Below are 23,170 nucleotides of genomic sequence, written 5' to 3'. Positions count from 1 at the left end.
TCACCGCGGTTCCTTGGTCCACGGGGAGATTCCCAGCTTGCCGGTGTTGCCCAGGTCCACCGGGCCCTCCAGCTTGAGGACCTGGCGCGGCCGGCCCGGCGCGGGCATGACGTCGAGGAACCACCCGTTGACCGCCGGCGTATCCACCTCGGTGACCAGGTTCCGCCACAGCAGGCCGAACGAGGCCGCCTCGCCCGGCTGCAGGACCACCTTCTGCGCCGGCCTGTCGAAGCCCGTTCCCGTGGCGACGCCGTTGGCACCCTTGCCCACGTGCACCTGCACCGGAGCCCCGTCCTTGTCCTGCAGCCGCAGGTCCGGGTAGCCGTCCAGGACCAACGGCGCGGTGCCGCAGTTGGCCAGGCGGATGTTCTGTACCCGCAGCCCCATCGCGGAGTCCCCGGTGTCCTCGGAGAGCAGGAACCCGCCCTCGGGGCACTCCGGCCCGGGAGCCCCCGGCACCTTCGCCGCGCTTCCCGGCGTCGGCGTGCTTCCCGGCGTCGCCGGGGTCGTCGGCTTCGACGGGAGAGCCACCGGAGCCGTCGGCCGCGGCGCCCGCTCCGGTGGCGGCGCCGCTTCACATCCGGCCAGCACCGGCACCAGCACCACGGCCAGGCCGCCGGCCAAAGCCCCGACCACCCTGCGTCCCCGTCCCCACCGTTTCGCGATCATCCGCCCGACCCTACGGTCCCGGCCCGCCCCGCTCCACACCCGGCCCCGCCGGACTCCCGGGGAGCGGCGGCCACTTGCCGGCGATTGGCCCGGTGCGCCACCGCCCCGGCCCCCTACCGTGCCCCCATGGACGCCTCCCTCGCCGCCGACCTGAACCGCCTCCCCGAGCTGCTCGGCCGTACCGCCCGCCAGGCCGCCGAAGCCCTCGCCGCCCTCGCCGACCGGCCCGTCGTACCGGCTGCCGACGCCACCGCCGGCCCGGCCGCCGGGCTCCCGCCGCTGCCCGACCGCGGCGAGGGCCTCGACCGGGCCCTGGCCGCGTTCGCCGACCAGTGGGCGCCCCGGCTCTCCGCCTCCGCCGGCCCTCGCTACCTCGGCTTCGTCACCGGTGGGGCCACCCCCGCCGCCCTCGCCGGCGACTGGCTGACCGCGACCCACGACCAGAACTCCAACTCCGCCCTGGACGGCGCCGGCCAGGCCCTGGAGCGCCACACGGTCGACTGGCTCCGCGAGCTCTTCGGCCTGGGCCCCGACCACACCGGCACCTTCGTCAGCGGCGCCACCCTCTCCAACACCGTCGGCCTCGCCATCGCCCGCGAATGGCTCGGCGAACGGCTCGGCGTCTCCCCGGCCGAGGACGGCGTCGGCGCCCTGGGGCCGGTCCGCGTCCTCTCCGGAGCCCCGCATTCCTCCATCGCCAAGGCCCTCGCCGTCCTCGGCCTCGGCCGGAACGCGCTCGTCCCCGTCCCCACCCTGCCCGGCCGCGAAGCCGTCGACCCGGCCGCCCTCGCCCGGGCCCTCGCCGACACCCCCGGTCCCTGCGTGGTCGTGGCCAATGCCGGCACCGTCAACACCGTCGACTTCGACGACCTCGCCGCGCTCGCCGCCCTGAAGGAACACCACGACTTCTGGCTGCACACCGACGCCGCGTTCGGCGCCTTCGCCGCGCTCTCCCCGGACCACGCCCACCTCACCCGCGGCCTCGGACTCGCCGACTCCGTCTGCGTGGACCTGCACAAATGGCTCAACGTCCCCTACGACAGCGCCGTCCAGTTCACCCGCCGCCAGGACCTGCAGGCCCGGGTCTTCCAGAACGCTGCCGCTTACCTAGGCCCCCTCGGCGAGCACCCCGACCTGGTGCATCTCACCCCTGAGAACTCCCACCGGCTCCGCGCCCTCGCCACCTGGTTCACCCTCCGCGCGTACGGCCGCCAGGGCCACCGGGAGATCGTCGAACGCGACATCGCCTGCGCCCGCGCCCTCGGCGACCGGCTCGCCGCCGACCCCGCCTTCCGGCTGCTCGCCCCGGTCCGCCTCAACGTGGTCTGCTTCACCCTCGCCGAGGACCCCACCCCCGAGCGCCTCACCGCCCTGCGGAACGCCGCTGCCGCCGAGGTGTTCGTCACCCCGACCGTCCTCGGGGGAACCCCGGCCCTGCGTGCCGCGTTCTCCAACTGGCGTACCACCCAGGCGGATGTACGCCGGGCCGCCGAGGCCCTCCGTACCGCGGCGAAGGGACTCGCATGACGCGCACGACCCCCCTCACCCTCCCCGAGGTCGAGGCCCTGGCCCGCGCGGCACACGAAGGCCAGACCGACAAGGCCGGCCGCCCGTACGCCGAACACCTCGCGGCGGTCGCCGAGGGCGTCCGGGCCCGCGGCGGCAGCCCCGAACAGCAGGCCGTGGCCTGGCTGCACGACGCCATCGAGGACGAGGCACTCCCGTTCGCCTGGCTGGAATCAGCCGATCTCCCGCCCTCGGTCAAGGAGATGGTCCTCGCGGTCACCAAACACCCGGGCGAATCCCCGGAGGACTACACGGCCCGCATCCTCGCCACCCCGGGCGCCCTCCTTGTCAAGGAGGCCGATCTCGCACACAACGCGGACCCGGCCCGGCTCGCCGTACTCGACGAGCCCACCCGCACCCGGCTGACCGCGAAGTACGCGCACGTCCGCGCCCTCTTGGGCCTCTAAACCCAACCGAGTTGGCGGAATTCGTTCCCACGGGGCGGATAGCGGGGGCCCGTTGGTGGCACGATGGTCCATGTGGGGGTGCGCGGCCGTACCCTCGGGCCGACCAGGGGACGACCGAAGGTGTGATCAGTAGTGGCCATTTCGCTGTCAGTGGTGGTTCTGTTGGCGGTCATCATGGTGGTGCTGATCCGCAGCAACCACATCAAGCCAGGCCCGGCCATCGTCGCGGTCCTGTTCGGTTTCTTCCTGGCCTCCAGCTCGATCGCCCCGGACGTCAACCGATTCCTGAACTCCCTCGCCGACACCATCGCCGGCATCAAGCTCTGACCTGACACACCGGAGCCGGCCCCCACCGGGGGACCGGCTCTCAGGCTTCCACCCGCCCCGGAAACGCAACAGGGCCAGGTGGAGGAAACATCCTCTGACCTGGCCCTGAGCCATTGAGAGCGGGCGACGGGAATCGAACCCGCGTAGCTAGTTTGGAAGACTAGTGCTCTACCATTGAGCTACGCCCGCACAGCGCGCGCCGCAGGTCGTGGACCGCGGCACGAACAGCATCCTAGCGGGTCCCGCCCGCCGATCGCACACCCCATTGCCGGGGAGCGGGGCAGCGCCCGAAACCCCACCGGGAAGCGCAGCAGGAAAACCCTGCGCGTCGGACCGTCCGTGGGCATGTACCCTACGTGTCGCACCGACGGGGTGTGGCGCAGCTTGGTAGCGCGTCCGCTTTGGGAGCGGAAGGTCGTCGGTTCGAATCCGGCCACCCCGACCATCCAGCACTGCCACCCGCGATGATCGCGTTGTGGGCTGCTTCCCGCTTGCGGTTACTATGCAAGCTGCGTGCCCGTGTGTCTGATGTGCCGGGCCCGATCCGCCGAACCGCTGCAGATCAGTGTCGGCAGAACCCCCAGAAGTCAGCCACAAGGAGACCGAACCGTGAAGAGCGCCGTGGAGACCCTGAACCCGACTCGGGTTCGGCTCACTGTCGAGGTGCCCTTCGAGGAGCTCAAGGACAGCCTCGACGCGGCGTACAAGAAGATCAACCAGCAGGTCACGGTCAAGGGCTTCCGCAAGGGCAAGATCCCGGCCCGGGTCATCGACCAGCGCTTCGGTCGCGGTGCGGTTCTGGAGGAGGCTGTCAACGACGCCCTCCCGAAGTTCTACACCGAGGCGATCAACGAGGCCGAGCTGAACCCGCTGGGCCAGCCGGAGGTCGACATCACCGAGCTGAAGGACGGCGAGCTGCTCTCCTTCACCGCCGAGGTCGACGTCCGTCCCGAGATCGAGATCCCGGACTACTCCGGCATCGAGGTCGAGGTCGACGCGGTCGAGGTCTCCGACGAGGACATCGAGAAGTCGGTCGAGCAGCTGCGCAACCGCTTCGCCTCCACCAACACGGTCGAGCGCGCCGCGGCCGAGGGTGACGTCGTCACCATCGACCTCGAGGCCAAGGTCGACGGCGAGGTGCTGCCCGACGGCGTCGCCTCCGACGTCGCCTACACCATCGGCTCGGGTGAGCTCCTCGACGGCATCGACGAGGCCGTCAAGGGCCTCGAGGCCGGCGGCGAGGCCACCTTCACCTCGCAGCTGAAGGGCGGCTCCGCCGAGGGCAAGGACGCCGAGGTCACCGTCAAGGTCACCAAGGTCGCCGCCAAGGAGCTCCCGGAGCTGGACGACGAGTTCGCGCAGATGGCGAGCGAGTTCGACACCCTGGAGGAGCTGAAGGCGGACAGCCGCAAGCGCCTCGAGAACATGAAGCAGTACGACCAGGCCACCCAGGCCCAGGAGCGCGTGCTGGAGAAGCTCATCGAGCTCGCGGAGATCCCGGTCCCCGAGAAGCTGCTCGAGGACGAGGTCAACACCCGCAAGCACAACCTGGAGCACCACCAGCTCGGCCAGATGGGTCTGACCATCGAGAAGTACCTGGAGTTCCAGGGCAAGACGGTCGAGGAGTTCGAGGCCGAGACCAAGGAGCAGGCGGTCAAGGGCATCAAGACCCAGTTCCTGCTGGACGCCCTGGTCAACAAGGAGAAGCTGAACGTCAACCAGGAGGAGCTCACCGAGCACCTCATGCGGCGTGCGGCCTCCTCCGGCATGTCCCCCGACCAGTTCGCCCAGGCGGTCGTCGAGGGCGGCCAGGTCCCGATGCTGGTCGGCGAGGTCGCCCGCGGCAAGGCGCTCGCGCTGGTCGTCGAGGGCTCCAAGGTCGTCGACACCAACGGTGAGCTCGTCGACCTCTCCGACGAGGACGAGGTCGAGCAGGCCGCCGAGGTCGCCGCCGACGCGGTCGACGGCGACGCCGAGGCCGAGGCCAAGTAAGTCCCGCACGGCTCCTTCGAGCTGCGGCGGAAGGGCCCGGACGCGTGCGCGTCCGGGCCCTTCCTCATCCCCCTGGCGGAGCCTTCTGCGGACCCTTGTGCGGGGCCTTCGTACCTTGCGCTCCGAGCGAACAGTTCGGGAAGCGGGATGGCGTTGTCCGACCTGCGCGTTAGGGTCCATGACTATGAGGGCACTGCCCTCCGAACAAGACGCTGAGACGGCACGTGAGCCGTCGGAGACGAGCAGGTGGATACGTGACGAATCTGAAGCCTTACGCCGCGGGTGAGCCGTCCATCGGTGGCGGCCTCGGCGACCATGTCTACAACCGGCTGCTCGGCGAGCGCATCATCTTCCTCGGCCAGCAGGTCGACGACGACATCGCCAACAAGATCACGGCGCAGCTCCTCCTCCTGGCCGCCGAGCCGGAGAAGGACATCTACCTGTACATCAACAGCCCCGGTGGCTCGGTGACGGCCGGCATGGCGGTCTACGACACCATGCAGTACATCCCGAACGACGTCGTCACCATCGGCATGGGCATGGCCGCCTCGATGGGCCAGTTCCTGCTCACCGGCGGCGCCAAGGGCAAGCGCTTCGCCCTGCCGAACACCGACATCCTGATGCACCAGGGCTCCGCCGGCATCGGCGGCACCGCCTCGGACATCAAGATCCAGGCCCAGTACCTGCTGCGCACCAAGCAGCGCATGGCCGAGATCACCGCGTTCCACTCGGGCCAGACCGTCGAGGCGATCATCCGCGACGGCGACCGCGACCGCTGGTTCACCGCCGAGGAGGCCAAGGAGTACGGCCTCATCGACGAGATCATCTCGGCCGCGTCCAACGTTCCGGGCGGCGGCGGTACCGGGGCCTGACCCCGGTCCACCCGTACACGGACAGCCCAGCCCGCCGAACGCCACCAGGATGGTGAACACCCAGATGCAGATGAACAACCTCTCTCCCGCGAGCGGCCTCTACACCGGCCCGCAGGTGGACAACCGCTATGTCATCCCGCGCTTCGTCGAGCGCACCTCGCAGGGCGTGCGCGAGTACGACCCGTACGCGAAGCTCTTCGAGGAGCGCGTGATCTTCCTCGGCGTGCAGATCGACGACGCCTCCGCCAACGACGTCATGGCGCAGCTGCTGTGCCTGGAGTCGATGGACCCGGACCGCGACATCTCGATCTACATCAACAGCCCGGGTGGCTCCTTCACCGCGCTGACGGCCATCTACGACACCATGCAGTTCGTGAAGCCGGACATCCAGACGGTCTGCATGGGCCAGGCGGCCTCCGCCGCCGCGGTCCTGCTCGCCGCCGGCACCCCCGGCAAGCGCATGGCCCTGCCGAACGCCCGCGTGCTGATCCACCAGCCGTCCGGCGGTACCGGCCGTGAGCAGCTCTCGGACCTCGAGATCGCGGCCAATGAGATCCTGCGCATGCGCGACCAGCTGGAGACCATGCTGGCCAAGCACTCCACCACGCCGATCGAGAAGATCCGCGAGGACATCGAGCGCGACAAGATCCTCACTGCCGAGGACGCGCTCGCGTACGGCCTGATCGACCAGATCATTTCCACCCGCAAGAGCTCGCACTGATCCTTGCGGCCCCTTGGTGTGGGCCCGCGTCGCCGCGTTCGGCGATGTGAACCACGCCAAGGGGGCCCCGTACCGGGGCCCCGGCAAGGTACCGTCGGATATGAGGCACCAGGAGCGCTGAACCAAGCGTCTCCCAGGCGAAGGGGAAGCACCTCGTGGCACGCATCGGTGACGGCGGCGACCTGCTCAAGTGCTCGTTCTGTGGGAAGAGCCAGAAGCAGGTGAAGAAGCTCATCGCAGGGCCCGGTGTGTACATCTGCGACGAGTGCATCGACCTCTGCAACGAGATCATCGAGGAAGAACTCGCGGAGACGAGCGAGGTGCGCTGGGAGGAACTTCCCAAGCCCCGCGAGATCTACGAGTTCCTGGAGAGCTACGTCGTCGGCCAGGAGCCGGCGAAGAAGGCGCTCTCGGTAGCGGTGTACAACCACTACAAGCGGGTCCAGGCGGGCGAGAACGGCGGCGCGCAGGGCCGGGACGACGCGATCGAGCTCGCCAAGTCCAACATCCTGCTGCTGGGCCCGACCGGCTCCGGCAAGACCCTGCTCGCGCAGACGCTGGCCCGGATGCTGAACGTCCCGTTCGCCATCGCGGACGCGACGGCGCTCACGGAGGCCGGGTATGTGGGCGAGGACGTCGAGAACATCCTGCTCAAGCTGATCCAGGCGGCGGACTACGACGTCAAGAAGGCCGAGACCGGGATCATCTACATCGACGAGATCGACAAGGTCGCGCGCAAGAGCGAGAACCCGTCGATCACGCGCGACGTGTCGGGCGAAGGCGTCCAGCAGGCCCTCCTGAAGATCCTGGAAGGCACCACGGCCTCGGTCCCGCCGCAGGGCGGCCGTAAGCACCCGCACCAGGAGTTCATCCAGATCGACACGACGAACGTGCTGTTCATCGTGGGTGGTGCCTTTGCCGGCCTGGAGAAGATCATCGAGTCGCGGGCGGGTGCCAAGGGCATCGGCTTCGGCGCGACGATCCGCTCCAAGCGGGAGATCGAGGCCAGCGACCAGTTCCAGGAGGTCATGCCGGAGGACCTGGTGAAGTTCGGGATGATCCCCGAGTTCATCGGCCGCCTCCCGGTCATCACCTCGGTCCACAACCTGGACCGCGAAGCGCTCCTCCAGATCCTCGTCGAGCCGCGCAACGCGCTGGTGAAGCAGTACCAGCGGCTGTTCGAACTCGACGGTGTGGAACTGGACTTCGAGCGCGAGGCGCTGGAAGCCATCGCCGACCAGGCCATCCTCCGGCAGACGGGCGCGCGCGGTCTGCGCGCCATCATGGAGGAGGTGCTGATGTCGGTGATGTACGAGGTCCCGTCCCGCAAGGACGTGGCCCGCGTGGTCATCACGGCGGACGTGGTCCGCTCCAACGTCAACCCGACGCTGGTCCCCCGCATCGTCCCGAAGGACCAGGGCCCCCACGAGAAGTCGGCGTAGCCGCACCCGAACAACGCGAAGGGGCGCCCCGGGAATCCGGGGCGCCCCTTCGCGTGCGCTGCGGTCAGTTCCGCGTCACTTCTTGACGCGCGACGTCTTGTAGAGCTTCGCGGTCAGCTCGGCAGCCTGGTCCTTGGTGTAGCTCTGCTTGCCGGTCACGATGGCGCCCAGATCCATGGGAACCACGACGCCCATCGTGCTGTAGTCGGTCCAGATGCAGAACGTCATCAGGAGTTCCTTCGGCTCCATGGGGTTGTCCGAAGGCTTCTTGTTGATGAGCTTCGCGTCCTGGCACTTCATCAGCGCGCCGGAGAAGCCGGCCGGCTTCTTCTCCTCGGCGTCGCCGACCCACGAGAACTCGGTGGTGCCCTTGTTCTTGGCCTGGTCCTTCTGGCTCTCCTTCTTCATCATCTCGAAGGCGCCGTCGAGCGTCTTGGCAGGGTCGTCGATCTCGCCGTAAAGGCCGGTGAACTTGAGCATCTTGGCCTGGAGAGGGTTCTCCTTGCTGCCCGCCTCGTACTCCTGGTCGGCCTGCTCGGCGTTCTTGACGCCGATGGCCTCGGCTTCCCTCTTGTCCTCTGCGTCGAAGTCGTCGCTCTTGCTCTTGCTGTCCTTCTTGAACTCGTCCACCGACTCCGGCGGGACGATTTTGTAGCCCTTGGTGGACGAGGACACGTCACCGTTGCCCGCGCTGTCCCCGCTCAGCAGGAACCACGCGCCGGTCCCGATCGCAGCGACCGCGACCACCGCGGCCAGCACGATGATGCCCGTCTTCGACTTCTTCGGCGGCTGGCCGTACGGGGGCTGCGGGGGCATGCCCGGCTGCTGGGGGTAGCCGTAGCCCGGCTGGCCCTGCGGGGGCGTGCCCGGCTGCTGCGGGTAGCCCTGCTGGGGTACGCCCTGCGGTGCCTGCTGGGGGTAGCCGTAGCCCGGCTGGCCCTGCGGCGGCTGGCCGTACGGGTTGGGCTGCTGCGGCTGCCCACCGTAGGGATTCGGCTGCTGCGGCTGCTGGCCGTACGGGCCCGGCTGGTTGTAACTCATCTCTGTCCCCCTTTAGGAACCTCTTATGTTGGTCACATCCTGTCGGAAGACGACCACTGTCGTGGCCCCGGGGGTCCAGGCGTTACGGAACTACGACGCCGGCACCTCCATCGCGCCCCGCAGCGCCCGCGCCCGCTCCGCCAGCTCGTCCATCGGCACCGGCTTGTTCTCGACCGGCACGCTGACCGTGACCAGCGCGCTGTGATCGGCCCACATGCACATCGGCACCGGAGTGCCGCGGAACGTGACCGTGGCGCACCGCATCGCGCCGCCCGCGGGCTTCCCGGCCTCGTGCTCCGTGATCTCCGCCTCCTTGGCGCCCATGCCCTTGAGGCCCGCGGTGAGCTCCGCGCCCGGGTCCCGGTCCTGGAAGGTGCCGGCGGCGCCGCTGACCACCAGCTGGGCGGTGCCCGACGCATCGGCGTAGACCACGGCCACCTGCCGGACCCCCGGCTTCGCCGGCCCCTGGCCCGCCTTGATGGCGTCGACCCGCGGCCCGGACTCCTGCAGGGTCAGCCCCTGGAAGGCGGCCGGGGGCACCAGCTCGTACCGGCCCGCGTCCTCGGGGGCGTCGGAGCCCAGCACCGCACCCATGGCCAGCTTGCCGATCACCAGGCCCGCGGCCATCGCCAGCACCGTCCCCGCGATCTTGAGGCCGCGCCGGTTCCGGGCGGGCGGCGGCGGGGGGACGGCCGGGAAGGCCGGGGGGACAGGGGCGGCGATGGGCGCCGTAGTGGGCTGCTGGGGTATCTCGTTCATGCCCGCATCAGACGGCCCGGCCCGCCGAAGGTCAACAAAGCCTTCCGGTGCGGTATGGATTCGTAACGGAGGCGGCGCCGCCCGTATCCTGTGCCCCGTGACCGAGAACACGCAGACACCCAGCAGCCCCAACTCCGAACTGCCGACCCAGTACGCGCCGGCCGAGGTAGAGGGGAAGCTCTATGAGCGCTGGGTAGAGCGTGGGTACTTCACGGCCGATGCCGCGAGCGAGAAGCCCGCGTACACCATCGTCATCCCGCCGCCGAACGTCACCGGCTCGCTCCACCTGGGCCACGCCTTCCAGCACACCCTCATGGACGCCCTCACCCGCCGCAAGCGGATGCAGGGGTACGAGTCCCTGTGGCTGCCCGGCATGGACCACGCCGGCATCGCCACCCAGAACAAGGTCGAGCAGCAGCTCGCCGAGGAGGGCAAGTCCCGCCACGACCTGGGCCGCGAGGAGTTCGTCGACCGGGTCTGGCAGTGGAAGGAAGAGTACGGCGGCAAGATCCTCGGCCAGATGCGCCGCCTCGGCGACGGCGTCGACTGGTCGCGCGAGCGCTTCACCATGGACGAGGGCCTGTCCAAGGCCGTCCAGACGATCTTCAAGAAGCTCTACGAGGACGAGCTGATCTACCGCGCCGAGCGCATCATCAACTGGTGCCCGCGCTGCCTGACCGCCATCTCCGACATCGAGGTGGAGTACCAGGACGACGCCGGTGAGCTGGTCTCCATCCGCTACGGCGAGGGCGAGGACAGCCTGGTCGTCGCCACCACCCGCGCCGAGACGATGCTCGGTGACACGGCCGTCGCCGTCCACCCGGACGACGAGCGGTACGCCCACCTCATCGGCCGGCAGATCAAGCTCCCGCTGACCGACCGCACCATCCCGGTCGTCGCCGACACCCACGTCGACCCGGAGTTCGGCACCGGCGCCGTCAAGGTGACCCCGGCCCACGACCCGAACGACTTCGCGATCGGCCAGCGCCACGGCCTGCCCGCGCTGACGGTCATGGACGAGCACGGCATCATCACCGTCCACGGGCCTTTCCTCGGCCTGGACCGCTTCGAGGCGCGCTCGACCATCGTCGGCGCCCTCCGCGAGCAGGGCCGGATCGTCGCCGAGAAGCGTCCGTACATGCACTCCGTCGGCCACTGCTCCCGTTGCAAGACCACGGTGGAGCCGCGGCTGTCGATGCAGTGGTGGGTCAAGGTCGGCCCGCTGGCGCAGGCGGCCGGCGACGCCGTCCGCGACGGCCGGGTCAAGATCCACCCCGAGGACATGTCGAAGCGCTACTTCGACTGGGTCGACAACATGCACGACTGGTGCATCTCGCGCCAGCTGTGGTGGGGCCACCGCATCCCGATCTGGTACGGCCCGGACGGCGAGGTCGTCTGCGTCGGCCCCGACGAGCAGCCGCCCACGGGCGAGGGCTGGACCCAGGACCCGGACGTCCTCGACACCTGGTTCTCCTCCGGCCTGTGGCCGTTCTCCACCCTCGGCTGGCCGGAGAAGACCCCGGACCTGGAGAAGTTCTACGCCACCGACGTCCTGCTGACCGGTCACGACATCATCTTCTTCTGGGTCGCCCGGATGATGATGTTCGGTCTGTACGCGATGGACGGAGAGGCGCCGTTCCACACCATCTCCCTGACCGGTCTCGTCCGTGACGAGTTCGGCAAGAAGATGTCGAAGTCCAACCCGAACGCGGTTGACCCGCTGGACTGGATGGACAAGTACGGCTCCGACGCCGTCCGCTTCACCCTCGCCAAGGGCGCCAACCCCGGTGCCGACGTCCCGATCGGTGAGGACTGGGTCCAGGCGTCCCGGAACTTCGCCAACAAGATCTGGAACGCCACGCGCTTCGCGATGATGAACGGCGCCACCATCGAGGGTGAGCTGCCGCCCGTCGAGGCCATGTCCGCCACCGACCGGTGGATCCTGTCCCGGCTGAACAAGACCGTCGCGCAGGTCGACGCGCTCTACGACGACTACCAGTTCGCCAAGCTGTCCGAGGCCCTCTACCACTTCGCGTGGGACGAGGTCTTCGACTGGTACGTCGAGCTGTCGAAGACCACGTTCTTCGCGGGCGGCGAGCAGGCGAAGGTCTCGGGCCGGGTCCTCGGCGAGGTCCTCGACGTCCTGATGCGACTGCTGCACCCGATCGTCCCGTTCGTCACGGAGACCCTGTGGACCACGCTGACCGGGCGTGAGTCCCTGGTCATCGCCGAGTGGCCCAAGGACAGCGGCTTCCGCGACGAGGCCGCCGAGGCCGAGATCGAGAACCTCCAGCAGGTCGTCACCGAGGTCCGCCGGTTCCGCGCCGACCAGGGCCTGCAGCCCGGCCAGAAGGTCCCTGCCCGGCTGGACCTGGCCGGTACGCAGCTGGCCGCGCACGAGGCGGCCATCCGGCAGCTGCTGCGCCTCCAGCCCGAGGGCGACTCCTTCAGCGCCACCGCGACCCTGCCGGTCGCGGGCGCGACGGTCGCGCTGGACCTGTCCGGCACGATCGACGTGGCGGCGGAACGCAAGCGCCTGACGAAGGACCTGGGCGCTGCGGAGAAGGAGAAGCAGCAGGCGGGAGCCAAGCTCGGCAACGAGGCGTTCCTGGCGAAGGCGCCGGACAACGTGGTCGACAAGATCAAGGCCCGCCTGGCCAAGGCGGACGCGGACATCGCCCGCATCGAGGCCCAGCTGGCGGCACTCCCGCCCGCGTAACGGCCGTCCAGGGGCGCGGCCCCCGGCCCGGCCGGGCCATGCTCGAGGGGCCCGGACCATGTGGTCCGGGCCCCTCGGCGTGCCGCCGTCGCGGACACGGCGAGTCCGGTCTCCGAGGCGCCGGTGCGGGCGATGCCCGCAGGACGGCGGGGCGCCGCGCGGGGCCGACCGGCCAGCCCCAGCTCGGTGCCGGCCGGGCAACGCCGTGGGGCCGGGCCTCCCGGGTTCAGGCGCGGCGGGACGTGGTGATGCGGCGGCGGAGTGGGGGGTACAGCAGGACCGCGGCCAGGGTTGTGGCGCCTGCGGCGGTGCCGGTCAGGCCTGCCTTCAGGCCTGGCGGGGTGTAGGTGCAGGACAGCCGGTCCGCTCCCGTGGCGCCGAGCGGGACGCCCAGCAGGCCCTGGTACGACACCGGCTTCCGCGCCGGGCCGCCGTCGACCGAGCACAGCCAGCCCTGCGGGGCGCTGGTGGCGATCACCGCGGTGCCGGTCGAGCCGCGCGGCAGCTCCGCCGCGATCGTGTGGCCGCCGGCCTCGACCGAGACCGCGCCGCCCGCCTTCAGCTGCGCCACCCGCGCGTCCAGCGCCCCCGGGTCCAGACAGCCGAGCGCGCTGCCCGGCAGGGTCTGCCCGTCCTTGCCGGCCCGGACCGCGAGGGAGAGCAGCCCGTCCGACGGCACCGCGGCCAGCTCCTTCATCGTCGCGCTGACCAGCGGCGGATTCCCCTGGAAGCCCTGCTTCGGCCCGTCCCCGCCGCGCACGGCCCCGTTCAGGTCCGGCGCGTACAGGAAGGCCCGCGCCCCCGGCGTGCACCGGGCGGTGAAGGTGGTCCACTGGTCCGCGCCCTCGCCCTGCGCCCGGCGGAGCCGGAAGCCGGAGCCGTCGGCCGTCCGCTCGCCGGCCGGCCCGCCGGTGTGGGTGAGCTCCGGCACGGTGTAGACCTTTGCTCCCAGCGCCGCCTGCTGCCGCGCCCAGACGGAGCCCTCGGGCGCACCGTACGCCCGGTCGCTGCCCGGCGCCCGTACGGTGACCAGCGGCGGGGCGGCCATCCGGCGGATCCCGGCCCGGTCCTTGCCGACCGGTTCCAGCACCCCGGTGATGGAGAGCAGAGACTGCAGGACCGGGTCGCGGGCGGGCCACAGGTGCCGCCCGCCCATGGCGTAGCCGAGGCCCAGCCCGCGCAGCCCGGTCGCCGACTCCACGGTGACGTAGCTGCTGTAGTACGAGCCGCCCTGGCCGCCGATCAGCATCGGGTCGTTGTTGGTGACGAACACGCCGCCGCCCGGGTCGGTGCGGCCGGCCGGCCAGCCGTTCTGCCGGGCGAGCGCCTGCTGCGCGCTCTGGCCGAGGGTGCTCATGGTCTGGGCGCGGGCCGGCCCGCGCAGCCGCGGGTCGTGCAGTACGGCGATCCCGTACACGGCGTACACCGTGCTGCCGAACACCGACGCGGCGAGCAGGCCGACCACGGCGATCCGGGCCGGCCGCCGCAGCCCGCGCGCGTACAGCACCAGCAGCACGGTCACGGCCGCCCCGCCGAGCAACGCCAGGGCCAGCGCGTAGTCGTTGACCGGCTGGAGGTCGTACGTCAGCAGGACCAGTACGCCGAGCAGCCCGGCCCCGCCGAGCAGCGCCCGGGGCCGCGGCATGTGGGCGAGGCAGATCCAGGCGGCCATCACCATGAAGCCGCTGAGGACGAAGGACTCCCGGAACGGCGCACCGTGCGGCAGGGTCCCGCCCTGCCACAGCTTCGCCGTCGGCGTGACCACGAAGGAGACGGCGGTGAGCAGCAACAGGGCGAGCCAGCCGACCCGTTCCCTGACCCGGACCTTCGACTGGAACGGCAGGGCCAGCACCAGCAGCAGCGCGAGGACGCCCGCGAACACGTTGGGGGCGGGGTACTTCGGCAGGGTGCCCGGCAGGAACATGGAGAGGTAGGTGAGCGGCTCGGTGTCCACGCTGACCACGAACCGGTCGGTGGGCTGCGACTGGGCGTTGGCCAGCCCGGCCACCAGGACGACGGGGGCGGCCAGCAGCAGGCCGGTGCCGGTCATGGTGGCGGCCCGCCACAACACCCGGCCGCGGGCGCGCCAGTCGGTGTCGGCGAGCAGCAGCCGCAGGACCAGGATCAGGGCGACCCCGATGGTGGCCATGGCGGCGGTGTAGAAGTTGGCGAACCAGCACAGGGCGACGGCGAGACTGCCGAGCACCCAACGGCGGCCGGTCAGCGCCCAGTCGGCGACGATGCCGAGCAGCGGGAGCGCGACCAGGCCCCAGGTCCACATGGGGACGACGGTGCCCTCGACCACCCCCCAGCCGCAGACGGCATAGCCGGTGGCGAGGAGCGCCCGCAACCAGGGCGAGCCGTGGCGCAGCCGGCCGAGGAAGACGGTCATCGTGGCGGCTGCCAGGCCCATGCTGAGCAGGCTGACCAGGAAGGCGGAGAGTTCGCCCTGGTCGCGGGAGAAAAGTCCGGTGAGCCAGGAGAAAGGATTCGTCAGGTAGGTGAAGAAGTCGGCGAGAAAACCGACCCCGTAACCGCTCTGCCAGTTGAAGAACAGATCGCCCTGCGCGGTGCCGTGCTGAAGGTCCCACAAATAGGTGTGGAACGGCACGTATTGATGGCGCAGGTCATTGACGGCGCGTGGCGCCGGGCCGAACGGATAGGTGCCGTGCGCCGCGAGGCCCGCGGCGTACGCGGCCATGGATATGAGCGCGGCGGTGAGCGCGGCGACGGCCCCGCGTCGCCGGTTCCGGCGCGCGGCGGGGTCCGCGGACCCCGGCCGGCGACCCGGCGCAGGGCGCGCCGAGGCAGCCGTGATGGAAGCGGTGGTCATATGTGAAAGCCCTTGAGCCCTTGATGAGTGTCCCCCCGGCCGCCCAGGTCAAGGGCCGTCGGCTACCCGCATCCTATGTATTCCGACGGAACAACCGTTTACCGCAGCCCGAACTCGGAAAGGACCAGCGCGGCCACGAGCGCATAGAGCACAGCCGGTACCAGCCAGTGCGGAATCCTCCGCAGCCGCGAACCCGGCTCGCTCAGATGCCGGCTGACGTACCAGAACAGCGGAATCATCACTGCCCACACCGCCACGCACCACGGGCACAGCGCCCCGATGACGAACACGCACTGGCCGATGAGCCACACCGTGAACAGGAATCCGGCGGCGATCCCGCCCCACAGCGCGCGCCACAGCCACCGCGGGAACACCGCCCCGGCGACCAGCGCGGTCCCCAGGCCGGCGAGCGCGGCGAAGCCGGCGAGGCCGAGCAGCGCGTTCGGGAAGCCCAGCAGATTGCCCTGCCAGCTGCTCATCACGTTCCCGCAGCTGAGCACCGGGCCGATGTTGCACCCCGGTGTGAAGAACGGATCTTCCAGGGAGCGGATCCGGTCGTACGCCAGGACCCCCGAGGCGAGGGCGCCGACCAGACCGCTGCACAGGACGAGCAGGGCGAGGCCGCGCGGGGCGGCGCCATGCGGGGCGGCGCCGTCCGGAGCGGGGTGGTGCGGGGCGGCGCCATCCAGGGCGGCGCGGTCCGGAGCGGCGCGGTCCGGGGCGGCGCTATGCGAGGCGGCGCCATCCGGGCGGCGGCCGGGGGAAACGTCGGAGGTCATTCCTCCGACGGTAGGCAGCGGCCCGCGGCCCAGGGAGGGGGAGAAAGCCTCGGCCCGACGGGCCTTCCGGCCCTTTCCGGCATATCCGGAGTGCCGTATATCACTTATTCTGCCCGCCTCGCAGAACCGATCCTCGCCGTCGACCACGGATGATGGGAAGCATGCACGTCAAGCCCGCCGCCTCGGCCGTCCAGTGGGCCGCGGCCACCGGCCGCCGGCTCGCCGAGAGCTGGGCCGGGTCACCCCGTGCGCTCGACGTCCTGACCGCGCTGAGCTGCCTTGCCCTCATGGCCCTGGACCTCCCCGGGCTCGCCGCGGCCGACAATTCCCTCAGCGGCCCGATGGCCGCGGTGGTCCTCGCCCTCGGCTCCGCCACCCTCCTGGTCCGCCGCCGGCTGCCCTGGCTGTCGCTCGCCGTCGCCCTCGTCTTCATAGGCTGGCTGCACGAGCTCACCCTCATCCAGTTCGCCCTCTACTCCGTCGGCCGCTTCCGGGGCCGGCTCGCCGGCGTCCTCGCCACCCTCGGTTACTTCGCCTTCACCCTCATCCTGTTCACGGTGCCGGGCTGGCCGCTCGACCGGGCCGCGAGCTTCAGCTCCTTCCTCAGCCTGGTCGTCCCCATCGGGGCACTGGCCTCCGCCGTCGGCATCGCCGCCTACCGGCAGGACCTGGTGCGGGAACTCGATTCCCGCCGCGCCGAATCCGCCGTCCTGCAGGCCGTCCAGCAGGAGCGCACCTCGGTCGCGCGGGACGTCCACGACTTCGTCGGACGCGAACTCACCCTGCTGACCGTGCGCTCCGAGGTGCTGTCCCTGCGCTCCCGCGAAACCGCGTACGCGAAGGACTTCGAGGAGCTCGCCGACACGGCCCGCCGGGCCCACCTCGTCCTCAACGAGATCATCGTGCAGCGCGGCGAACGGGCTGCCACCCCCGGCGTGGACGGGCTGCCCGCCCTCGCCGACGAGAGCGGCCGGGCCGGCTCCCCGGTCCGCCTGGCCATGGACGCGGACGTGCACACGCTGTCCCCGCTGCGGCAGGCCGCGGTGTACCGGGTAGTCCAGGAATGCCTGACGAACGCCGCGAAACACGCCGGCGGGGAGACCGTCGACGTGTCCATCTCCACGGACGGCACCGAACTCCGGATCGCCGTCAGCAACACCCTCCCCACCCGGACGGCGGCCGGCCGGGCCCCGGTATCCGCGGGCTCGGGCACCGCCAGCATGGCGGAACGCGTCCGCAGCCTGGGCGGCACGCTGACGGCGAGGCGCACGTCGAACGCGTACGAGGTCGTAGCCACCCTGCCGCGCTTTTAAGGGGGCTCGGTTCGCCTCCGGGGCGCTTGCTGCCGAGCTCACAGGGTCGTACGTCCTCGAAAACCGCTCGTTCCTCGCGGTTTCCTCCGGGCGCTCGCCCCTGTTCCCTCGGCGCGCCCCCTTCGGCTCACTCGCCCGCGCAGGCTGCGAGCCGGGCGGGGCGCCCCGCGGGGTTCGGGGCGGGCCCCACCACGAGTGCCGGGCGGAGCCCCGGCACGGGGCCCGAGGCGGAAGCCCCGCGTGGGGTCCGGGGCGGAGCCCCGGGAACGGGGTGCCGGGCGGAGCCTGGGCACCCGGGGTGTGGGGCGGAGCCCCACGGGCGGGGGCCGGGGCCGCAGGTCCCGGTTTCGGGAAGGGGCGGGGTGGGGACAGCTCCGCGCAGCGGCACCGCACCACAGCGGAGCTCGGCCGGGCCGGGCCGGAACGTGGGCCGGGTCGGGTCGGGCCCGAGCGGGGTGGGGACGGTGCGGGGGTGTTGTCGGAGGGCGCCAGTAGGGTGGTTGGCATGGCCGACCCTTCCAGCTACCGCCCCCAACCGGGACAGATCCCCGACTCCCCGGGCGTCTACCGCTTCCGCGACGAGCACCGCCGGGTGATCTACGTCGGGAAGGCCAAGAGCCTGCGCCAGCGCCTGGCCAACTACTTCCAGGACGTGGCCGGCCTGCACCCCCGCACCGCCACCATGGTGACCACCGCCGCCTCCGTCGAGTGGACCGTGGTGTCCACCGAAGTCGAGGCCCTCCAGCTGGAGTACTCCTGGATCAAGGAGTACGACCCCCGGTTCAACGTCAAGTACCGCGACGACAAGAGTTACCCCTCCCTCGCGGTGACCCTCAACGAGGACTACCCCCGCGTCCAGGTCATGCGCGGCCCCAAGAAGAAGGGCGTGCGCTACTTCGGGCCGTACGCCCACGCCTGGGCCATCCGCGAGACCGTCGACCTCATGCTCCGCGTGTTTCCCGTACGGACCTGCTCCGCCGGTGTGTTCAAGCGCTCCGCCCAGATCGGCCGGCCCTGCCTGCTCGGCTACATCGGCAAGTGCTCGGCACCCTGCGTCGGCCGGGTCACGCCCGAGGAACACCGGGAACTGGCCGAGGACTTCTGCGACTTCATGGCCGGGAAGACCGGGACGTACCTCTCCCGCCTCGAGAAGCAGATGCACGAGGCCGCGGAGGAGATGGAGTACGAGAAGGCCGCCCGGCTGCGCGACGACATAGGGGCGCTGCGGCGCGCGATGGAGAAGAATGCCGTCGTGCTCGCCGACGCCACCGACGCCGACCTGATCGCGGTCGCCGAGGACGAGCTCGAAGCCGCCGTGCAGATCTTCCATGTGCGCGGCGGCCGGGTCCGAGGCCAGCGCGGCTGGGTCACCGACAAGGTGGAGGCCGTGGACACCGCCGGCCTGGTCGAGCACGCCCTCCAGCAGCTCTACGGCGAGGAGACCGGCGAGAGCGTGCCCAAGGAGGTGCTGGTACCGGCGCTGCCCGAGGACACCCCCGCCCTGAGCGAGTGGCTCGCCGCGCGCCGCGGGTCGAACGTCAGCCTGCGCATCCCGCAGCGCGGCGACAAGAAGGCCCTCATGGAGACCGTTCACCGCAACGCCCAGCAGTCCCTCGCCCTGCACAAGACCAAACGCGCCAGCGACCTCACCACCCGCTCGCGGGCCCTGGAGGAGATCGCCGAGGCACTGGACCTGGACGGCGCCCCGCTGCGCATCGAGTGCTTCGACATCTCGCACCTCCAGGGGGACGACGTGGTCGCCTCGATGGTGGTGTTCGAGGACGGGCTGGCCCGCAAGAGCGAGTACCGGCGGTTCCAGATCAAGAGCTTCGCCGGGCAGGACGACGTACGGTCCATGCACGAGGTGGTGTCCCGGCGGTTCCGCCGCTACCTCCAGGAGAAGCTGAAGACGGGGGAGTGGGAGGGCGACGAGGGCGGTGCCGGCGAGGGCCTGCCCGAGGACGACGGACGGCCCAAGCGGTTCGCCTACCCGCCGCAGCTGGTCGTGGTCGACGGCGGGCAGCCGCAGGTCGCCGCCGCCGCGCGGGCCCTGGCGGAGCTCGGCATCGACGACGTCGCCGTCTGCGGCCTGGCCAAGCGGCTGGAGGAGGTGTGGCTGCCCGGCGAGGACGACCCGGTCGTCCTGCCCCGCACCAGCGAGGGGCTGTACCTCCTGCAGCGGGTCCGTGACGAAGCCCACCGGTTTGCCATCCAGTACCAGCGCAGCAAGCGGGGCAAGCGGCTCAAGGCCGGTCCGCTGGACGAGGTGCCCGGCCTCGGCGAAAGCCGCAAACAGGCCCTCGTCAAGCATTTCGGTTCGGTGAAGAAGCTGAGACAGGCCACAATTGACCAGATCTGCGAGGTCCCGGGCATAGGCCGCAAGACGGCCGAGACCGTGGCCGCGGCCCTCGCCCAGGCGGCCCCCGCCGGCCCTGCCGTCAACACGGCGACAGGGGAGATCATTGAGGATGAGAGCCCCGCACCTGCGGGACCTGAACGCGGATCCGAGGCAGGATCCGAGCCAGCATTCGAACGGGGATCTGAACCGGTGTCCGCACCGGGATCTGAACGGGGAGCCGAGAAATGACCGCGCACGACCGAGACGGAGCACAGGTGAGTACGGGCACGACAGTGGAGCCCGGCGAGGCCGCCGAGGCGGCCATCCCGGAGCTGGTGATCATCTCCGGCATGTCCGGAGCAGGCCGGAGCACGGCCGCCAAGTGTCTCGAGGACCTCGGCTGGTTCGTCGTGGACAACCTCCCGCCGGCTCTCATCCCCACCATGGTGGAGCTGGGCGCCCGCTCCCAGGGCAATGTGGCGCGGATCGCCGTCGTCGTCGACGTCCGTGGCCGCCAGTTCTTCGACGCCCTCCGCGAGGCCCTCGCCGACCTCGACTCCCGTGGGGTCACCCGGCGCATCGTCTTCCTGGAATCCTCCGACGACGCCCTGGTCCGCCGCTTCGAGTCGGTCCGCCGCCCGCACCCCCTCCAAGGTGACGGCCGCATCGTCGACGGCATCGCCGCCGAGCGCGACCTGCTGCGCGAGCTGCGCGGGGACGCCGACCTGGTGATCGACACCTCCAGCCTGAACGTGCACGAGCTGCGCGCGAAGATGGACGCCCAGTTCGCCGGGGACGAGGAGCCCGAGCTCCGCGCCACCGTCATGTCCTTCGGCTACAAGTACGGGCTCCCCGTGGACGCCGACCTCGTGGTGGACTGCCGTTTCATCCCCAACCCGCACTGGGTCCCGGAGCTGCGCCCCTTCACCGGCCTCAACGAGGAGGTGTCCGGCTACGTCTTCAACCAGCCCGGCGCCAAGGAGTTCCTCGACCGGTACGCCGAGCTGCTCCAGCTCATCGCCACCGGCTACCGCCGCGAGGGCAAGCGCTATGTGACCATCGCGGTCGGCTGCACCGGCGGCAAGCACCGCAGCGTGGCCATGTCCGAGAAGCTCGCAGCCCGCCTCGCCTCCGAGGGAGTCGAGACCGTCGTGGTACACCGGGACATGGGGCGCGAGTGACCGGACGGAGCCTGCGGCTGCGCCGCCTGCGCCGGCTGACCGCGGGGCGTGACGAGACGTCCCGGGCGGCCCGTCGGCGCGGCGCCCAGCCCAAGGTGGTCGCTCTCGGCGGCGGCATGGGCCTGTCGGCCTCGCTGGCCGCGCTGCGCCGGATCACCGGGGACCTGACGGCCGTGGTGACCGTCGCCGACGACGGCGGCTCCAGCGGCCGGCTCCGCGAGGAGCTCGGCGTGCTGCCCCCGGGTGACCTGCGCAAGGCGCTGGCCGCGCTGTGCGGGGACGACGACTGGGGCCAGACCTGGTCGCGGGTCATCCAGCACCGCTTCGAGTCCCGCGGCGACCTGCACGAGCATGCGGTCGGCAATCTGCTGATCGTCGCGCTCTGGGAGCAGCTCGGCGACCACGTCCAGGCCCTCGACCTGGTCGGGAAGCTGCTCGGGGCGCACGGCCGGGTGCTGCCGATGTCGGCCGTTCCGCTGGAGCTGCAGGCCCTGGTCCGCGGCCACGACCCGGCCCGCCCGCAGGAGCTGGAGACCGTCCGCGGGCAGGCCACGGTGGCCCTCACCCCGGGCGAGGTGCAGTCCGTGCATGTCGTCCCGTCCGACCCGCCGGCCGTGCCGGAGGCCGTCGAGGCGGTGCTGGACGCCGACTGGGTGGTGCTCGGCCCGGGCTCCTGGTTCTCCTCCGTGATCCCGCACCTGCTGGTGCCCGAACTGCTCGATGCGCTGTCCCGGACGAAGGCCCGGCGGGTCCTCTCGCTGAACCTCGCGCCGCAGCCCGGCGAAACAGAGGGCTTCTCTCCGCAGCGTCATTTGGAGGTTTTGGCCCGACACGCCCCTAAACTCGCCCTGGACGTGGTGCTGGCCGACCAGGCCGCCGTGCCCGACCGCGAGTCCCTCGCCGATGCCGCAAAACGCTTCGGTGCCGCGGTCGAGCTGGCGCCGGTGGCCAGGGAAGACGGCTCTCCGAAGCACGACCCGGAGCTGCTGGCCGCCGCGTACGACCGTATTTTTCGGATGCATGGAAGGATCGGCCCATGGCGATGACGCCAGCGGTGAAGGATGAGATCTCGCGGCTCCCCGTCACCCGGACCTGCTGCAGGAAGGCGGAGGTCTCGGCGATCCTTCGGTTCGCGGGCGGGCTGCACCTGGTGAGCGGCCGGATCGTCATCGAGGCGGAGCTGGACACCGGGATCGCGGCCCGCCGGCTGCGCAAGGACATCCTGGAGATCTTCGGCCACTCCTCGGACCTGGTGGTGATGGCCCCCGGCGGGCTGCGCCGCGGCAGCCGGTACGTCGTACGGGTCGTCGCCGGCGGAGACCAGCTGGCCCGCCAGACCGGGCTCGTGGACGGCCGCGGACGGCCCATCCGAGGTCTGCCCCCGCAGGTGGTCTCCGGGGCCACCTGTGACGCCGAGGCGGCCTGGCGCGGTGCCTTCCTGGCCCACGGCTCGCTGACCGAGCCCGGCCGGTCCTCCTCCCTGGAGGTCACCTGCCCGGGCCCGGAGGCCGCCCTGGCCCTGGTGGGTGCCGCCCGCCGGCTCTCCATCGCCGCCAAGGCGCGCGAGGTGCGCGGGGTGGACCGGGTCGTGGTCCGGGACGGCGACGCGATCGGGGCGCTGCTGACCCGGCTCGGCGCGCACGAGTCGGTGCTGGCCTGGGAGGAGCGGCGGATGCGGCGCGAGGTCCGCGCCACCGCCAACCGCCTGGCCAACTTCGACGACGCCAACCTGCGCCGTTCGGCGCGGGCTGCGGTGGCTGCGGGTGCGCGGGTGCAGCGGGCTCTGGAGATCCTCGGCGAGGAGGTCCCCGAGCACCTTGCCGCGGCCGGCCGGCTGCGCATGGAGCACAAGCAGGCTTCTCTGGAGGAGCTCGGCGCGCTTGCCGACCCGCCGCTGACCAAGGACGCGGTCGCGGGCCGGATCCGGCGCCTGCTGGCGATGGCCGACAAGCGGGCCCAGGATCTCGGCATCCCGGGTACGGAGTCGAACCTCACCGAAGAAATGGCCGACAACCTGGCCGGCTGAAGGCAGGTGCGGGCACTCGTTCCGCCGGGCCACTCCCGCCCCCGCACCGGCCCGCGGTGTGCGCAGTCGTTCCGCCGGGCTACCCCCGCCCCGCACCGGCCCGGCGGTGTGGACAGTCGTTCCGCGGGGCTACCCCCGCCCCGCACCGGCCCGGCGGTGTGGGCAATCGTTCCGCAGGGCGGAAC

18 protein-coding genes and 2 tRNA genes are annotated in these 23,170 nt (G+C 71.2%); 14 read left to right on the top strand and 6 right to left on the bottom strand.

The window, feature by feature from the left end:
* Positions 1 to 669 carry a DUF4232 domain-containing protein gene (locus ABT123_RS19190; RefSeq protein ID WP_351315689.1) on the bottom strand — a complete coding sequence of 223 codons (669 nt, stop codon included), beginning with the start codon at positions 667 to 669 and terminating at the stop codon, positions 1 to 3.
* 126 nt (positions 670 to 795) lie between these two features.
* Here ABT123_RS19190 and ABT123_RS19185 point away from each other — a divergent pair, with 126 nt between their 5' ends.
* From ABT123_RS19185 to ABT123_RS19175, 3 genes are all read left to right on the top strand, one after another.
* On the top strand, positions 796 to 2,196 hold the full coding sequence (locus tag ABT123_RS19185; protein ID WP_351315687.1) for a pyridoxal phosphate-dependent decarboxylase family protein: 1,401 nt from the start codon (positions 796 to 798) through the stop codon (positions 2,194 to 2,196).
* Positions 2,193 to 2,642 carry an HD domain-containing protein gene (locus tag ABT123_RS19180; RefSeq protein ID WP_351315684.1) on the top strand — a complete coding sequence of 150 codons (450 nt, stop codon included), beginning with the start codon at positions 2,193 to 2,195 and terminating at the stop codon, positions 2,640 to 2,642. The genes ABT123_RS19185 and ABT123_RS19180 overlap by 4 nt, the downstream gene beginning before the upstream one ends.
* Before the next feature lie 132 nt (positions 2,643 to 2,774).
* Positions 2,775 to 2,969, top strand: a complete 195-nt coding sequence (locus tag ABT123_RS19175; protein WP_150209745.1) for a hypothetical protein — start codon at positions 2,775 to 2,777, stop codon at positions 2,967 to 2,969.
* A 118-nt stretch (positions 2,970 to 3,087) separates the two neighbouring features.
* Here ABT123_RS19175 and ABT123_RS19170 read toward each other — a convergent pair.
* Positions 3,088 to 3,158 (bottom strand) — tRNA-Gly (locus ABT123_RS19170).
* A 179-nt stretch (positions 3,159 to 3,337) separates the two neighbouring features.
* Between ABT123_RS19170 and ABT123_RS19165 the strand changes: the two genes are divergently transcribed.
* From ABT123_RS19165 to clpX, 5 genes are all read left to right on the top strand, one after another.
* A tRNA-Pro gene (locus ABT123_RS19165) sits at positions 3,338 to 3,414 on the top strand.
* A 164-nt stretch (positions 3,415 to 3,578) separates the two neighbouring features.
* Positions 3,579 to 4,961, top strand: a complete 1,383-nt coding sequence (gene tig, locus ABT123_RS19160; protein ID WP_351315681.1) for a trigger factor — start codon at positions 3,579 to 3,581, stop codon at positions 4,959 to 4,961.
* A gap of 254 nt (positions 4,962 to 5,215) precedes the next feature.
* Complete coding sequence (locus tag ABT123_RS19155; protein WP_215140031.1) at positions 5,216 to 5,833, top strand: ATP-dependent Clp protease proteolytic subunit; 618 nt, start codon at positions 5,216 to 5,218, stop codon at positions 5,831 to 5,833.
* Between the two features lie 49 nt (positions 5,834 to 5,882).
* Complete coding sequence (locus ABT123_RS19150) at positions 5,883 to 6,554, top strand: ATP-dependent Clp protease proteolytic subunit (RefSeq protein WP_351315677.1); 672 nt, start codon at positions 5,883 to 5,885, stop codon at positions 6,552 to 6,554.
* Between the two features lie 155 nt (positions 6,555 to 6,709).
* Positions 6,710 to 7,996: an ATP-dependent Clp protease ATP-binding subunit ClpX gene (gene clpX, locus ABT123_RS19145; protein ID WP_007264060.1), complete on the top strand. Its 1,287-nt coding sequence runs from the start codon at positions 6,710 to 6,712 to the stop codon at positions 7,994 to 7,996.
* Between the two features lie 75 nt (positions 7,997 to 8,071).
* On the opposite strand, the gene ABT123_RS19140 is transcribed toward clpX, so the two are convergent.
* Together ABT123_RS19140 and ABT123_RS19135 are read right to left on the bottom strand one after the other, a co-directional pair.
* Positions 8,072 to 9,037 (bottom strand): hypothetical protein, encoded by a 966-nt coding sequence (locus ABT123_RS19140; RefSeq protein ID WP_351315676.1) that lies wholly within the window; start codon positions 9,035 to 9,037, stop codon positions 8,072 to 8,074.
* A gap of 90 nt (positions 9,038 to 9,127) precedes the next feature.
* Complete coding sequence (locus ABT123_RS19135; protein ID WP_351315673.1) at positions 9,128 to 9,796, bottom strand: hypothetical protein; 669 nt, start codon at positions 9,794 to 9,796, stop codon at positions 9,128 to 9,130.
* 97 nt (positions 9,797 to 9,893) lie between these two features.
* Here ABT123_RS19135 and ABT123_RS19130 point away from each other — a divergent pair, with 97 nt between their 5' ends.
* Entirely contained in the window at positions 9,894 to 12,515 is a 2,622-nt protein-coding gene (locus ABT123_RS19130; RefSeq protein WP_351315670.1) for a valine--tRNA ligase, read from the top strand.
* 226 nt (positions 12,516 to 12,741) lie between these two features.
* On the opposite strand, the gene ABT123_RS19125 is transcribed toward ABT123_RS19130, so the two are convergent.
* Both ABT123_RS19125 and ABT123_RS19120 read right to left on the bottom strand, forming a co-directional pair.
* Positions 12,742 to 15,348, bottom strand: coding sequence for a YfhO family protein (locus tag ABT123_RS19125; RefSeq protein WP_351315668.1), 2,607 nt, complete (start codon positions 15,346 to 15,348; stop codon positions 12,742 to 12,744).
* 98 nt (positions 15,349 to 15,446) lie between these two features.
* The gene (locus ABT123_RS19120) at positions 15,447 to 16,127 is read right to left on the bottom strand and encodes a vitamin K epoxide reductase family protein (RefSeq protein WP_351315665.1); all 681 of its coding nucleotides are present in this window, start codon (positions 16,125 to 16,127) and stop codon (positions 15,447 to 15,449) included.
* A gap of 161 nt (positions 16,128 to 16,288) precedes the next feature.
* Here ABT123_RS19120 and ABT123_RS19115 point away from each other — a divergent pair, with 161 nt between their 5' ends.
* The 5 genes from ABT123_RS19115 (at position 16,289) to whiA (ending at position 22,985) form a co-directional block, all read left to right on the top strand.
* Positions 16,289 to 17,440, top strand: a complete 1,152-nt coding sequence (locus ABT123_RS19115; protein WP_351315662.1) for a sensor histidine kinase — start codon at positions 16,289 to 16,291, stop codon at positions 17,438 to 17,440.
* A 505-nt stretch (positions 17,441 to 17,945) separates the two neighbouring features.
* Complete coding sequence (gene uvrC, locus ABT123_RS19110; RefSeq protein ID WP_351315660.1) at positions 17,946 to 20,027, top strand: excinuclease ABC subunit UvrC; 2,082 nt, start codon at positions 17,946 to 17,948, stop codon at positions 20,025 to 20,027.
* Complete coding sequence (rapZ, locus tag ABT123_RS19105) at positions 20,024 to 20,959, top strand: RNase adapter RapZ (protein ID WP_150210444.1); 936 nt, start codon at positions 20,024 to 20,026, stop codon at positions 20,957 to 20,959. Before uvrC ends, rapZ begins: the two co-directional genes overlap by 4 nt.
* Entirely contained in the window at positions 20,956 to 22,005 is a 1,050-nt protein-coding gene (locus ABT123_RS19100) for a gluconeogenesis factor YvcK family protein (RefSeq protein WP_351315657.1), read from the top strand. The genes rapZ and ABT123_RS19100 overlap by 4 nt, the downstream gene beginning before the upstream one ends.
* On the top strand, positions 21,996 to 22,985 hold the full coding sequence (gene whiA / locus ABT123_RS19095) for a DNA-binding protein WhiA (protein WP_125639393.1): 990 nt from the start codon (positions 21,996 to 21,998) through the stop codon (positions 22,983 to 22,985). Before ABT123_RS19100 ends, whiA begins: the two co-directional genes overlap by 10 nt.
* Positions 22,986 to 23,170: the final 185 nt, after the last annotated feature.

The organism is Streptomyces sp. NPDC002054 (assembly GCF_040296685.1).
In the GTDB taxonomy this organism is placed as follows: domain Bacteria; phylum Actinomycetota; class Actinomycetes; order Streptomycetales; family Streptomycetaceae; genus Streptomyces.
This window is presented reverse-complemented; position numbering and strand designations above follow the sequence as displayed.